The 12,656-nt window shown below is 68.4% G+C and carries 14 protein-coding genes; 10 read left to right on the top strand and 4 right to left on the bottom strand.

Annotation, left to right across the window (positions count from 1 at the left end; genetic code table 11):
- The first annotated feature begins 8 nt into the window (after positions 1 to 8).
- Together EV650_RS11710 and EV650_RS11715 are read left to right on the top strand one after the other, a co-directional pair.
- The gene (locus tag EV650_RS11710; RefSeq protein WP_166678088.1) at positions 9 to 1,658 is read left to right on the top strand and encodes a right-handed parallel beta-helix repeat-containing protein; all 1,650 of its coding nucleotides are present in this window, start codon (positions 9 to 11) and stop codon (positions 1,656 to 1,658) included.
- The gene (locus EV650_RS11715; RefSeq protein ID WP_134118170.1) at positions 1,658 to 2,029 is read left to right on the top strand and encodes a hypothetical protein; all 372 of its coding nucleotides are present in this window, start codon (positions 1,658 to 1,660) and stop codon (positions 2,027 to 2,029) included. The genes EV650_RS11710 and EV650_RS11715 overlap by 1 nt, the downstream gene beginning before the upstream one ends.
- A 47-nt stretch (positions 2,030 to 2,076) precedes the next feature.
- Here the strand turns inward: EV650_RS11715 and EV650_RS11720 are convergent, their stop codons facing one another.
- The 4 genes from EV650_RS11720 to EV650_RS11735 all read right to left on the bottom strand — a co-directional run bounded on the left by EV650_RS11720 (position 2,077) and on the right by EV650_RS11735 (position 5,561).
- Positions 2,077 to 2,619 (bottom strand): RNA polymerase sigma factor, encoded by a 543-nt coding sequence (locus EV650_RS11720; RefSeq protein WP_166678089.1) that lies wholly within the window; start codon positions 2,617 to 2,619, stop codon positions 2,077 to 2,079.
- Between the two features lie 79 nt (positions 2,620 to 2,698).
- Complete coding sequence (locus EV650_RS11725) at positions 2,699 to 4,225, bottom strand: sugar transferase (protein WP_238174159.1); 1,527 nt, start codon at positions 4,223 to 4,225, stop codon at positions 2,699 to 2,701.
- 242 nt (positions 4,226 to 4,467) lie between these two features.
- The gene (gene pspAA / locus EV650_RS11730; protein WP_134118174.1) at positions 4,468 to 4,743 is read right to left on the bottom strand and encodes a PspA-associated protein PspAA; all 276 of its coding nucleotides are present in this window, start codon (positions 4,741 to 4,743) and stop codon (positions 4,468 to 4,470) included.
- Positions 4,740 to 5,561 (bottom strand): PspA/IM30 family protein, encoded by an 822-nt coding sequence (locus EV650_RS11735; RefSeq protein WP_134118176.1) that lies wholly within the window; start codon positions 5,559 to 5,561, stop codon positions 4,740 to 4,742. The genes pspAA and EV650_RS11735 overlap by 4 nt, the downstream gene beginning before the upstream one ends.
- 180 nt (positions 5,562 to 5,741) lie before the next feature.
- On the opposite strand from EV650_RS11735, the gene EV650_RS11740 reads away from it, so the two are divergent.
- The 8 genes from EV650_RS11740 (at position 5,742) to EV650_RS11775 (ending at position 12,608) form a co-directional block, all read left to right on the top strand.
- The gene (locus EV650_RS11740) at positions 5,742 to 6,329 is read left to right on the top strand and encodes a DUF3043 domain-containing protein (protein ID WP_134118179.1); all 588 of its coding nucleotides are present in this window, start codon (positions 5,742 to 5,744) and stop codon (positions 6,327 to 6,329) included.
- A 28-nt stretch (positions 6,330 to 6,357) separates the two neighbouring features.
- Positions 6,358 to 7,368 (top strand): aldo/keto reductase family protein, encoded by a 1,011-nt coding sequence (locus EV650_RS11745; protein WP_134118181.1) that lies wholly within the window; start codon positions 6,358 to 6,360, stop codon positions 7,366 to 7,368.
- Positions 7,368 to 7,577, top strand: coding sequence for a hypothetical protein (locus tag EV650_RS11750; RefSeq protein WP_166678090.1), 210 nt, complete (start codon positions 7,368 to 7,370; stop codon positions 7,575 to 7,577). Before EV650_RS11745 ends, EV650_RS11750 begins: the two co-directional genes overlap by 1 nt.
- A gap of 226 nt (positions 7,578 to 7,803) precedes the next feature.
- Entirely contained in the window at positions 7,804 to 8,514 is a 711-nt protein-coding gene (locus EV650_RS11755; protein WP_134118183.1) for an SCO2322 family protein, read from the top strand.
- Positions 8,515 to 9,600, top strand: a complete 1,086-nt coding sequence (locus tag EV650_RS11760; RefSeq protein WP_134118185.1) for a CbiQ family ECF transporter T component — start codon at positions 8,515 to 8,517, stop codon at positions 9,598 to 9,600.
- Positions 9,597 to 11,207 (top strand): ABC transporter ATP-binding protein, encoded by a 1,611-nt coding sequence (locus EV650_RS11765; protein WP_134118187.1) that lies wholly within the window; start codon positions 9,597 to 9,599, stop codon positions 11,205 to 11,207. The genes EV650_RS11760 and EV650_RS11765 overlap by 4 nt, the downstream gene beginning before the upstream one ends.
- 26 nt (positions 11,208 to 11,233) lie before the next feature.
- A complete protein-coding gene (locus EV650_RS11770; protein WP_134118189.1) occupies positions 11,234 to 12,064 on the top strand; it encodes an ECF transporter S component family protein in 831 nt (276 codons plus the stop codon).
- Entirely contained in the window at positions 12,057 to 12,608 is a 552-nt protein-coding gene (locus EV650_RS11775) for a bifunctional adenosylcobinamide kinase/adenosylcobinamide-phosphate guanylyltransferase (RefSeq protein WP_134118191.1), read from the top strand. The genes EV650_RS11770 and EV650_RS11775 overlap by 8 nt, the downstream gene beginning before the upstream one ends.
- The last annotated feature ends 48 nt before the right edge of the window (positions 12,609 to 12,656 follow it).

Genomic DNA, 12,656 nt, shown 5'->3' on the forward strand with positions numbered 1-12,656 from the left:
AGGACGCCATGCCCCCCGAAGGACCCCCCGAAGGAAACGCCACCGAGCGCCGTACGCCGGCCGCCGGACGCACGTGGTACCGCCGTCCGCCCGTGCTCGCCGCCGGAGGTCTCGTCGTGGCCGCCGCCCTGGTCGCCGGCGGGATCTCCGTCTTCAAGGACGACAACGCGTCCGCCAACGCCCAGCCCACCGCGTCCGCGGCCCCGACCTCCACGGCCAGCGCCGCACCGAAGGCACCGACCGCACCTCCCGCGAAGATCTGCGGGGTCGAGAGCGCGCTGGCCGGCCCGGCCACGGCGCCGGCCGGCGCGGTCGTGGTCAGCACGAGCCAGAACCTGAACGACCTCACCACCCACAACCCAGCCGGCACCACCTTCTGGCTGTCGCCGGGCACGCACCGGCTCGGCACCGCGCAGTTCGCCCAGGTCATCCCGAAGGACGGCAACGTGTACGTCGGGGCGCCCGGAGCGATCCTCGACGGCGGGAAGCTGAACCGGTACGCCTTCACCGGCTACGCCACCGGGGTCACGGTGAAGAACCTGACCATCCAGAACTTCGGCCCGCCCCGGACCAACAACGACGAGGGCGTGGTGAACCACGACTCGGCCGCCCGCTGGACGGTGCAGGCGAACACGATCCAGCACAACGCCGGCGCCGGCGTGATGATCGGCGACCACAACGTTGTCCGTGGCAACTGTCTGCAGCAGAACGGGCAGTACGGCTTCAGCGCCTACAACCCGGGCAAGGTGTCCGGCATCACCGTCGATCACAACGAGATCGCGGGCAACAACACCGACGACTGGGAGAATCTCAAGGGCGGCTGCGGCTGCACCGGCGGTGGCAAGTTCTGGGAGGTCACCGGCGCGATCGTCCGCGGCAACTGGGTGCACGACAACCACAGCGCCGGACTGTGGGCGGACACCAACAACACCGGCTTCGTGATCGAGGGCAACTACATCTCCGGCAACCTGGCCGAGGGCCTGATCTACGAGACCAGCTACAACGCCGGGATCCGCGGCAACACGTTCGTCCGCAACGGCCTCGGCAAAGGCCCGCAGAACAAGGGCTTCCCGACGCCCGCGCTGTACATCTCCGAGTCCGGCAGCGACCAGCGGGCGCCGGGCGTGTTCAACCAGACCTTCGAGATCAGCGGGAACGTCTTCACCGACAACTGGGCGGGCGTGATCCTGTGGGAGAACGCCGACCGGTTCGCCGGGTCGGCGGCCAACACCAGCACCGGTTCGGGCACGCTGGTCAACCCGTCGGTCGTCACGGCCAAGACCTGCAACGCGACCACCATCAACACCCAGCCGTACATCAGCGACTGCCGATGGAAGACGCAGAACGTGCGGGTGCACGACAACGTCTTCTCCCTCGACCCGGACAACATCGGGAAGACCTGCGTGGCCGGCTCCGGCTGCGGGTTCAACGGCCTGTTCTCCAACTGGGGCACGTTCCCGAAGTGGTCGCCGTACAAGAACGCCGTCATCCAGGACGCGATCACGTTCCACCAGGGCAACCGGTTCTTCAACAACACCTACGCCGGTCCGTGGAACTTCATCGTGCACGAGCAGGGGAACCGGGCGAACTGGGCCTCCTGGCAGGGCGCGCCGTACGGGCAGGACTCCGACAGCGTGATCAAGGTGACGGAGCGCTGATGATCGGGCCTCCGGAACGTGCCGTCCACGAGCAGATCGCGCTGCTCCGTTCGGTCGGCTATGCCGCGTTCGGGCGGCACGAGCGCGACCTCGAGGTACTCGACCTGGTCTTCGACAGCATCGTCGACGCGCCTGGCACCGGTGACATCCGGCGGCTGCGGTTCTCGGGTCACGGCATCACGCTGGACGTCTCCGTGCACGGACAGACCGACCTGACCGTCGAGCTGCGGGTCTCGCCGTCCGGTCCGGTCGTGGTCGAGTCCCGTGGCGACAACACCGACGGGCCGGACGCGGCGCGGTTGGTGAGCTTCCTGCTCCGGTGGCCGGGCAGCGCACAACGCCCGGTCCGGACCGCCTGGATCATGCTCTGATCTCTCAGTGCTGATCCCAGCGGGCCCGAACCGGGCGGGCTGCTGCCTCAGGAGGCAAGCAGCAGTCTGAGCTTCTCCAGGCAACGGCCCCGGATCGGGCCGATGCTGCCGATCGGGATCCCGATCGTCGCGGAGATCTCGGCGTACGGCGCCGGCGGGTCGGCCATCAACATGCCGAGCAGCTGTTGCCAGCGGTCCGGCAGGCTCTCCAGCGCCTTGCGTACGTCGACGGCACGTTCGCCGGCCAGCAGATTGGCGTCCAGCTCGGGCTGGTCACCGGCCTGACCCTCGAACACGGTCGCCTCGTAGGTCAGCAGCACCCGCTTGCGGAACGCCAGTACCCGCAGGCATTCCCGGCGAGTGGTGACGACCAGCCAGGCGCCGACCCGCTCGGGGTCGACCCGGTTGATGTGCTCGAGCAACCGCAGCCAGACCATCTGAGAAACGTCAGCGGCGTCGCTGTCGCTCAGCCGGAAGCTGCGGGTAACGGCCCAGACGAGCCGTGCATAGTGGTCGACCAACCGGCTCCAGGCACCCTGGTCCCCGGCCGCGGCCTGGATCACCAGAGTCGCGGCCTCCGACCGGGCCACAGTTGATCCTTCCAGTACAGCAGTCACGAATTCCCCCCTCGGGAATGCACAGCTCTAGATACCCCGTTAACAGCACCGCTCAGTACGCGCCGGCGCTCCCCAGCACCGCGCGAGCGGTCTTCCACAAGATGAGCAGGTCCAGCGCGATCGACCAGTTGTCGGCGTACCGGAGGTCGAGCCGCATGGACTCCTCCCAGGTCAGGTCACTGCGCCCGCTGACCTGCCACAGGCCGGTCAGGCCTGGCTTCACGAGCATCCGCCGCGCGTCGTCGATCGCGTACTGCGCGACCTCGGCCGGTAGCGGCGGCCGCGGACCGACCAGTGACATGTCCCCCCGGAGCACGTTCACCAGTTGCGGCAGCTCGTCGATCGAGAATCGGCGCAGGTACTTGCCGACCCTGGTGATCCGCGGGTCGTTGCGGACCTTGAACAGGATCCCGTTGCCTTCGTTCAGCGCGTGCAGCTCGGCCTTGCGTGCTTCGGCGTCGGCCACCATCGTGCGGAACTTCAGCATCTGGAACTGTTCGCCGCCGCGACCCACCCGGGTCTGCCGGAACAGCACCGGCCCACGGCTGGTGAGCTTCACCAGGATCGCGGTGACCAGCAGGATCGGCGACACACCGAGCAGCATCAGGCAGCCGACCACCCGGTCGAAGATGCCCTTCAGCATGTGCGGTCCACCGCTCACCGACGGCCGCTCCAGGTGCAGCAGCGACAGGCCGGCGACCGGACGGATCGAGATCCGCGGACCGGCGACCTCGACGATGCCCGGCGAGACGATCAGCTCGACCCCGCGCTGCTCGAGCGCCCAGGACAGCTTGCGCAGCGAGTGCCCGGCGAGCTCCGGGTCGGCGGCGACCGCGACGATTTCCACGTCGTACTGGTCGACACCGGCCAGGATGTCCATGTCCGTGCGGCCCAGCCGCTCGAACCCGGGTTCCTCGAACACATCACCGCGTGGCAGGCAGCTCGCCACCACGACGTACCCGTCGGACGGCCGCTCCTCCAGGTGCTTCTTCAGCGTGGTCACCTGGTCGTTGCGTCCGACAACAAGTACCCGGCGCATGCACCGGCCGGCGAAACGCCGCCAGGAGATCTGCCGGTGCAGGATCCAGCGGCCGACCATCGCCGCCACACAGGTCATCGGGACCGCCAGTACGACGAAACCACGAGCAACCTCGCTCTTGGTCGCGTACGACGTGATCGCCACGACGGCGGTCAGCGCCACGGCGGCCCGGATGATCGAGCGGAACTCTTCCGGCCCGGTACCGAAGTACCGGGTCTCGTAGCCCCGCTGCAAAGAGACGCAAGCCACCCAGACGAACGGCAGCAGCACCCCCAGCACGAAGTATCCAAGGTTGATCTGGGCCCCGAACCGGGCCACCAGCGCCAGCGCGGCGCCGATCACCCCGGCGCCGAGGTCCGACGCCAGCGAAGCTCGCCGATATCTCGCTACCCAGCGCTTCTCGGTGTACCGGGCCGAGCGCGGCAACACTGCCGGCACCTCGTCCGGGACCACCCAGACCGGCCGGCGACGCTCCCCCGACGGCGCCGGCCGCAAATCAGCTGGATCGGCTAACCCCTCAGACATGACGAATTCAGTCACGCACAGCCACCCCCCACAGGTGTACAGCGAACCCCGTGACCAACCCACACCCCGTCACGGACCTCGTCCAACGCCGCCCCCACAACGGCGTGTCCCAGACAGTACTACGTGATTGACAACTGCAACAGCACTGATGGCGAGTGTTTACCCGCGTGCCATCGGACTCCCAGGAAAAGGCCTCCGGGACCCCGATTCGGGGCCCCGGAGGCCTTGTTTTACTACGGTTCGACTACTGGAAGTGATCAGCCGGCGATCAGGCCGTCGCCGCTGATCAGCTCGCGCATCTCGGCCAGCGAGCTGTCCGACGGCGGCAGGATCGCGTCGGAGTCGTGCAGCTCGTCGTCCGGCACCTTCTCACCGGACCGGACGAAGTCCAGCAACGCCACGAAGGCGGCCTGGTACGCCGTCTCGTCGGCGGACGACACGGCCTTCTCCAGGTCGCCGTCGACCGCGTTGAGCGCGTCCAGCTTGTCGTCGGCCAGTCGCCACTGACCTTCACCCATGATGCGAACGATCACCGAACATCTCCGTCCTGAGGTCGCGCCGGCTCGGCGGCCGGCTGCTGCACTGGCTGCTGGGCGGGTTGCTGGGCGGGCTGCTGGCCCTCACCGGCGAGCTCCTTCGGCGCACTGCTGCCGCCGGAGAGCTGAGCCTTCATCGCGGCCAGCTCGTTCTCCACGTCGGAGCCGGACGACATCCGGTCCAGCTCCAGGCTGATGTTGTCCTTCACCGTGCCGCTGGCGTCGTCGAGCGCGCCGGAGGCGAGCAGCTCGTCGATCGCGCCGGCCCGGGCCTGCATCTGCTGGGTCTTGTCCTCGGCCCGCTGGACCGCGAGACCGACGTCGCTCATCTCCTCGGAGATGCCGGAGAAGGCCTCGTTGATCCGGGTCTGCGCCTCGGCCGCGGTGTAGGTGGCCTTGATGGTCTCCTTGCGGGTCCGGAACGACTCGACCTTGGCCTGCAGCCGCTGGGAGGCGAGCGTGAGCTTCTCCTCCTCACCCTGCAGCTGGGCGTGCTGGGTGGTCAGGTCGTCGATCTGGCCCTGCAGCCCGGACTTGCGGGTCAGGGCCTCCCGGGCCAGGTCCTCGCGGCCCATCGAGAGCGCCTTCTGGGCCTGCTCCTGCAGCTTGGCCGACTGGGACTGCAGCTGGGAGGCCTGCAGCTCCACCCGCTTGCGACTGGTGGCCACGTCGGCCACGCCCCGCCGTACCTTCTGCAGCAGCTCGAGCTGCTTCTGATACGAGTAGTCAAGGGTTTCGCGAGGATCCTCGGCCTTGTCCAGGGCGGAGTTCGCCTTGGCCTTGAAGATCGTCGACATCCGCCTGAAGATGCTCATCGATATCCGTACCCCTTCTGTGCCGGACTGACGACCCGGCGTGCGTGTCATCCACCCTATGTCCCTGTGGGTCACCAGACCATCAGGACCGGCCCCGATACTGTCCCTATAAACTTGGAGTGGTGAGATCCGGGGACCACCCCGAGTCGCGACCTGCCCTGCGAATGAGGTTCTGACCCCGTGTTCCGACGTACCAAGTCTGAAACAGCTACCACCGTACCCGGCGAACCCCAGGCCAAGCCGGGCGGGAAGGGCCGTCCCACCCCGAGCCGCCGCGAAGCCGAGGCGGCCCGCAAGGCCACGTTCAAGAAGCCGCGCAACCGCAAAGAGGCGTCGGCGATCCGCCGGGAGAAGATGCGGACCGAGCGGGCCAAGATGCAGCAGGCCATGCAGACCGGCGACGACCGGTACCTGCCGGCGGCCGACAAGGGCCCGGTACGGCGGTTCGCCCGGGACTACGTCGACGCCCGGTACTCGGTGATGGAGTTCGCGCTGCCGATCCTCCTGGTGGTCTCGCTGGTCGGGGTGGTGTTCTCGCCGCAGTTCCCGTGGCTGGCCGGGATGGTCAACCTGCTGTTCCTGGCGATGATCCTGCTGATCGGGGCGGACTGGTTCCTGCTCACCGGCGGGCTGCGGAAGGCGGCCGCGCGGAAGTTCCCGAACGAGTCGACCAAGGGCCTCGGGTTCTACGCGGTCCGGCGGACCATGCAGATGCGCCGCTGGCGGCAGCCCAAGCCGATGGTCGCGCGCGGCGAGAAGCCGTCCTGACCCCAGCGGCTTCAAGTAGGGTCGGGGTATGGACTTCCGCTTTCTCGGCAACAGTGGTTTGAAGGTCAGCGAGATCTCGTACGGGAACTGGCTGACGCACGGTTCCCAGGTGGAGAACGACCAGGCCAGGGCCTGTGTGAAGGCGGCGCTGGACGCCGGCATCACCACGTTCGACACCGCCGACACCTACGCCAACACCGCGGCCGAATCGGTCCTCGGCGAGGCGCTGGCCGGGCAGCGACGCGAGTCGCTGGAGATCTTCACCAAGGTCTACTGGCCGACCGGCCCGAAGGGCCCGAACGACACCGGCCTGTCCCGCAAGCACATCCTCGAGTCGATCAACGGCTCGCTGCAGCGGCTCGGGACCGACTACGTCGACCTCTACCAGGCGCACCGGTACGACACCGAGACGCCGCTGGAGGAGACGATGGAGGCGTTCGCCGATGTCGTCCGGCAGGGCAAGGCGCTGTACATCGGCGTGTCGGAGTGGACCGCCGAGCAGCTCCAGGAGGGCCACCGGCTGGCCCGGGAGCTGCGGATCCCGTTCGTCTCAAACCAGCCGCAGTACAGCATGCTCTGGCGGGTGATCGAGGCCGAGGTGGTGCCTGCCTCGGAAGAACTCGGCATCGGCCAGGTGGTGTTCTCGCCAATCGCGCAAGGTGTGCTGACCGGCAAGTACCTGCCCGGTCAGCAGCCGCCGGAGGGCTCGCGGGCCACCGACGAGAAGGGCGGCGCGAACTTCATCAAGCGCTTCCTGACCGACGACGTACTGACCCGGGTCCAGGAGCTGAAGCCGATCGCGGACGAGGTCGGCCTCTCGCTGTCGCAACTGGCCGTCGCCTGGGTGCTGCAGAACCCGAACGTCTCCTCCGCGATCGTCGGCGCCTCCCGGCCCGAGCAGGTCACCGAGAACGTGAAGGCCTCCGGCGTGAAGCTGGACGACGGGCTGCTGAAGCGGATCGACGAGGTCCTCGGCGGCATCGTCGAGCGTGACCCGGCCAAGACCCTGCAGAACTCACCGCAGAGCCGGGTGGCGTGATGAGCTGGAGCTGGCGGTTCGAGACCGCTTCCGGTGCCCTGGTCGACCCGGGTGAGGTCGGCGGGGCCGAGTTCTCGGCCCAGGGTGACGCGGAGAGCTGGCTGGGCGAGGTCTGGCGCGACCTGGCCGACCGCGGCGTCAGCCAGGTGTACCTGCTGGAGGACAGCCGCGAGGTCTACGGCCCGATGAGTTTGTCCTCGGCAGAGTAGAGTTCGGTCGAACCACACGCCTGCGTCACAGGGAAGCCGGTCGAAGTCCGGCGCTGACCCGCAACCGTAGGCCACCCCGGCACTTTGGCTCGGGGTGGCGAGCCGGACCACTCTGACACAGGCAGACAGGCTCACCTACCCGCCGTGGTCCGCGGGTGGAGCCCCTACCCTGCCGGTGCAGGCGGGACCTCCTCCACCGGGCTGCGGCCCGAACGAGGACACTCGAATGACTGCACATCGGACCGTACGACTGGTCTTCAGCCTGCTGGCGGGTCTCCTGTTGGCTGGGACTGTCGCAACTACAGCCCAGGCCGAGGACGGCTACCGCTTCTGGGGCTACTACCAGTGGACCAACGGCTCCTGGGCCTTCTCGCAGAAGGGCGCCGACGCCTTCGTCCCGGCTGACGGCGGCGTCGAGGGCTGGCGGTTCGCCGTCGGCGGCGCGAAGCCGCGGGTACCGCGGGCTGCCGGCGACTTCGACGCGATCTGCGGCAAGACCCCGGCCGAGACCGGCAAGAAGCGGGTCGCCCTGGTCGTCGACTCGGGGACGCCGGAGGATGCGGTCAGCGGTGACACGCCCGCTCCGGCCACCGGCACCTGCGTGGTGACGGCCCCTAAGTCGAACGGCGCGCAGATTCTGGCCGCGGTCGCACCGGTCCGGATCGAGAAGGGTCTGACCTGCGGGATCGCCGGCTACCCGTCCAAGGGCTGCGGCGACCAGATCAAGAACATCAAGGTGCCCGCTACTGATACCGCCGTGACGCTCCAGGTCGGCCCGGCTGTGGGCTCCACCGCCGTACAGTCCCCGGCCGCCACCCCTGCTTCGTCAGATGATGGCGGGGCACCGTGGACCGGCATCATCATCGCCTTGGTGGTTGTCGTTCTCCTGGCCGGCGGTGGTCTCTTCCTCAACCGCCGTCGTACCGCGGCCAAGTAAGTGCGTGCCGTCAATCACCTGACGCTCCCCCGGGCACTCCACCCGGGGGCCTGGTGGTTGTGGGCGCTCTGCATGGCGGTGGCGGCCAGCCGGACCCGCAACCCGGTCCTACTGGTCCTCATCCTCGCTGTGACCGGATTCGTGGTGTCGGCGCGCCGGAGCGATGCACCGTGGGCGCACAGCTTCACCGCGTTCCTCAAGCTCGGTCTGCTCGTCATCGGCATCCGGGTGGTGCTGCAGGCGCTCCTGTCGACTCGTGCGCAGGGCAACACTGTGCTCTTCACGCTGCCGCAGATTCCCTTGCCTGACTGGGCTGCGGGCGTCAAGCTCGGCGGAGAGGTGACGGCCGAGGCTCTGGTGACTGCTCTGTACGACGGTGGTCAGCTAGCGGTCATGTTGTGTTGCGTAGGTGCGGCCAACGCACTGGCGAGTCCGCGGCGTCTGCTGAAGTCGTTGCCCGGGGCCCTCTACGAGATGGGCGTGGCCTGCGTGGTCGCGCTGACCTTCGCGCCACAGCTGGTGACGGACGGCCGCCGGATCCGAGCCGCCCGCCGCCTGCGCGGCCGCACTCGCGCCTCCTTCCGTACGACGGCCATGCCGGTGCTCGAAGGTGCACTGGACCGGTCGGTCGAGCTCGCCGCCGCAATGGACTCCCGCGGCTACGGACGTACGGCGCAAGCCCCGCGAGCTCAGCGTCGACTCACCGCGTTGTGCGTGCTGCTGGGACTGCTGGGGATCCTGCTCGGCGTCTACGCATTGCTGACCGACTCCATGGCCTTCCCACTCGCCGCTGGCGCGTTGGCGGTCGGCGTGTTGCTCGCGGTCGGTGCGATGGCAGTTGGGCGGCAGCGGGTCGCCCGGACTCGTTATCGACCCGACCCGTGGGCTCTGCCCGAGTGGCTGGTCGTAGCGGCCGGCGTGGTGGCCGCAGGTGCCATGGTGGCTGCCGCAGTACGTGGAGTGCATGGGCTGCTGCTGGATGGGCCGTTGGTGGTCCCACCGGTTCCGCCGCTGCCGGTTGTCGGCGTACTGATCGGATTGGTGCCTGCGCTGGCCGCACCGCCGTTGAAGAAGGCGGCCGCATGATCGAGTTCGACCGGGTGACGGTGACGTACGACGGCGCCAAGGAGCCGGCTCTGCGGGACGTGAGCTTCACCGTGCCCGAAGGCGAGCTGGCACTGGTGATCGGGCGAACCGGGTCCGGCAAGTCCACGTTGCTGCGGGCAATCAACGGACTGGTGCCGCATTTCACCGGCGGCACGCTGGCCGGCCGAGTGCTGGTCGGCGGGCGCGACACCCGCGAGTACCGGCCGCGGGACCTGGCGGACGTGGTCGGGATGGTCGGGCAGGACCCGATGGCGGGGTTCGTCACCGACACGGTCGAGGACGAGCTGGCGTACAGCATGGAGTCTCTCGGCGTAGCGCCGGACGTAATGCGACGGCGGGTCGAGGAGACCCTGGACCTGCTCGGGTTGGCCGACGTACGGGATCGTGCTTTGACTTCGCTCTCCGGCGGACAGCGGCAGCGGACTGCGATCGGCGCGGCTCTGACGTCGCATCCCGCCGTACTCGTGCTGGACGAGCCGACGTCCGCACTGGACCCACAGGCTGCGGAAGAGGTGCTGGCTGCGCTCCAGCGGCTCGTGCACGACCTGGGTGTCACTGTGGTGCTGGCCGAGCACCGGCTGGAGCGAGTAATCCAGTACGCCGACCGGGTGATCGAAGTACCGGGTGGTGCCGCTGCTGTCTCTACTGGGTTGCCGGCTGAGCGAATGGTGACTGCACCGGTCGCACCGCCGGTGGTGGAGTTGGGACGGCTGGCTGGATGGTCGCCACTCCCCCTGTCTGTACGGGACGCCCGACGTGCTGCCGTGTCGCTCAGGTCCCGCCTCGACTCCACCTTGCCCTCCCGCGTTGTCGCGCCTCTGGGTGAGGAGCTGGCGCAATGCAAGGACCTGGTGGTGAGCTACGGCAGCGTCACCGCCCTACGCGGCGTGTCGTTGAGTATCAGGGCCGGTGAGGTCGTCGCGCTCATGGGCCGCAACGGTGCCGGCAAATCCACCCTGCTCAACACCCTCGTCGGCATCCTGCCTGCCGGCTCCGGCACCGCGTTCGCGGCCGGAGTCGACCCGCGTCGAACGAAGCCATCCCGGTTGGTCAAGGCAGTCGGACTGGTCCCACAGGAGCCCGCTGACCTCCTGTACGCCGCGTCCGTTGCAGACGAGTGCGCCAGTGCGGACTCGGACTTCAACGTGCCCGCAGGTAGTTGCCGGGCTCTCCTCGAGCGGCTGGCACCAGATGTCGCTCTGGACCTGCATCCGCGGGACCTCTCGGAGGGACAACGGCTGTGTCTGGCGCTGGCCGTCGTACTGTGTGGTGCTCCGCCGTTGCTGTTGCTGGACGAGCCGACGCGCGGGCTGGACTACGGCGCCAAACGACGGCTGGTGGCGATTCTGCGCGAGTTGGCCGCGGCTGGACACGCTGTCGTGTTGTCGACCCATGACGTCGAAATGGTCGCTGAAGTCGCCACCCGGGTGATGGTGCTCGCCGAGGGCGAGTTGGTGAGTGACGGCGAGACGGCCGAGGTGATCGCCGGATCGCCGGCGTTCGCGCCGCAGGTGGCGAAGATCCTTGCTCCGTTGCCGTTCCTGACCGTCGGTGAGGTCGCTGACGCATTGGACCGGGCGTCGTGAGGCTGATCCGGTTCAGGCCGCGGAGCATGGCGACCTTGCTGGTCGCCTCGCTGGTCGGCGTACTCGCCTTTGCCTGGCCGTTGTTCTTCCAGACGTCGCAGGCGGGCGAGTCCGCGATCGGCCACACGACGGACGCGCCCTGGCTGTTCGTCCTGCTGCTGCCGTTGCTGGTGGCCGTCGTACTCGCGGAGCTGTCCGAATCAGGCATCGACGCGAAGGTGATCTCGCTCGTCGGCATGCTCGCGGCGGTCGGCGCGGCGTTGCGAGCATTGGGTCCGGGTACGGCGGGACTCGAGCCCGGGTTCTTCCTGCTGGTCCTGGCGGGGCGGGCGTTCGGGGCCGGGTTCGGGTTCGTGCTCGGGGCGGTGTCGTTGCTGGGTGGGGCGTTGATCAGCGGCGGGGTCGGGCCGTGGATGCCGTTCCAGATGTTCGCGTGTGCGTGGGTGGGGTGCCTGGCCGGGTTGCTGCCACGGGTTGGCGGACGGTTGGAGTTGCTGCTGCTGGCGGCGTACTCGCTGGTGTCGGGGGTGCTGTACGGCGTGATCATGAACCTGTGGTTCTGGCCGTACGCAACGTTCGGCAGCGACTTCTCCTTCATCCCAGGCGACTCCCTGACCGCAAACCTGCACCGCTACTTCCTGTTCGTCGTAGCGACATCGCTGGGCTGGGACATCCCACGCGGGATCCTGTCCGCGGTCCTCGTCCTGGTCCTCGGACGACCGATCCTCAACGCGTTCCGCCGCACCGCCCGCAAAGCCGCCTTCGAAGCACCAGTCATCTTCGCGACGCCAGCCGTTTCCGAGGCCCCAACCGTTTCCGAGGCGCCGGCCGTTTCTGAGCGGAGGACCGATGTCTGACACCACTCTCGTCCTCGGCGGAGCCCGTTCCGGCAAGTCCATCGCCGCCGAACGCCTGCTGTCACACGAACCTGACGTCCTGTACGTCGCAACCGGCGGCAGCGACTCCGGCAACGCCGAATGGGCCACCCGAGTCGCCAAACACCAAGCCCGCCGCCCGTCCTCCTGGGGCCTGGCCGAGACGATCGACCTGGTCCCACTCCTCGAGGACTCCGGCCCTCCGCTCCTGATCGACTGCCTCACACTGTGGCTGTCCCGCACGATGGACGCGGTCGATGTGTGGTCCGACCTGTCCACATCGGCCTCGGGACCAACCGCCGCGATGGCCGAACTCGACAACCGGATCGCCGCCCTCACCGCCGCCTGGTCGGCGACCTCTCGGCGAGTGGTTGCCGTCAGCAACGACGTAGGCTCCGGCATAGTCCCCGCGGACCCCGGCACCCGCCTCTTCCGAGACCTGATGGGCCGCCTCAACACCACCATCTCCCTAGCCTCCACCCAAGTCCTCTGGACCATCGCCGGCCGAACCCTCCCCCTAACATGACCACCCAACCCAACCCCGCCTCAGGTGGCTCGGCGCCTGGCGACGGTG

Origin of the sequence: Kribbella kalugense (genome assembly GCF_004365875.1) — a bacterium.
GTDB classification, from domain to species: domain Bacteria; phylum Actinomycetota; class Actinomycetes; order Propionibacteriales; family Kribbellaceae; genus Kribbella; species Kribbella kalugense.

Excerpts from the sequence above, each read along its gene's own strand:
- EV650_RS11745 (WP_134118181.1), top strand. The coding sequence starts at position 6,358 with ATGGACTTCCGCTTTCTCGGCAACAGTGGTTTGAAGGTCAGCGAGATC.
- EV650_RS11765 (WP_134118187.1), top strand. The coding sequence starts at position 9,597 with ATGATCGAGTTCGACCGGGTGACGGTGACGTACGACGGCGCCAAGGAG.
- EV650_RS11710 (WP_166678088.1), top strand. The coding sequence starts at position 9 with ATGCCCCCCGAAGGACCCCCCGAAGGAAACGCCACCGAGCGCCGTACG.
- EV650_RS11775 (WP_134118191.1), top strand. The coding sequence starts at position 12,057 with ATGTCTGACACCACTCTCGTCCTCGGCGGAGCCCGTTCCGGCAAGTCC.
- EV650_RS11715 (WP_134118170.1), top strand. The coding sequence starts at position 1,658 with ATGATCGGGCCTCCGGAACGTGCCGTCCACGAGCAGATCGCGCTGCTC.
- EV650_RS11770 (WP_134118189.1), top strand. The coding sequence starts at position 11,234 with ATGGCGACCTTGCTGGTCGCCTCGCTGGTCGGCGTACTCGCCTTTGCC.
- EV650_RS11750 (WP_166678090.1), top strand. The coding sequence starts at position 7,368 with ATGAGCTGGAGCTGGCGGTTCGAGACCGCTTCCGGTGCCCTGGTCGAC.
- EV650_RS11735 (WP_134118176.1), bottom strand. The coding sequence starts at position 5,561 with ATGAGCATCTTCAGGCGGATGTCGACGATCTTCAAGGCCAAGGCGAAC.
- EV650_RS11755 (WP_134118183.1), top strand. The coding sequence starts at position 7,804 with ATGACTGCACATCGGACCGTACGACTGGTCTTCAGCCTGCTGGCGGGT.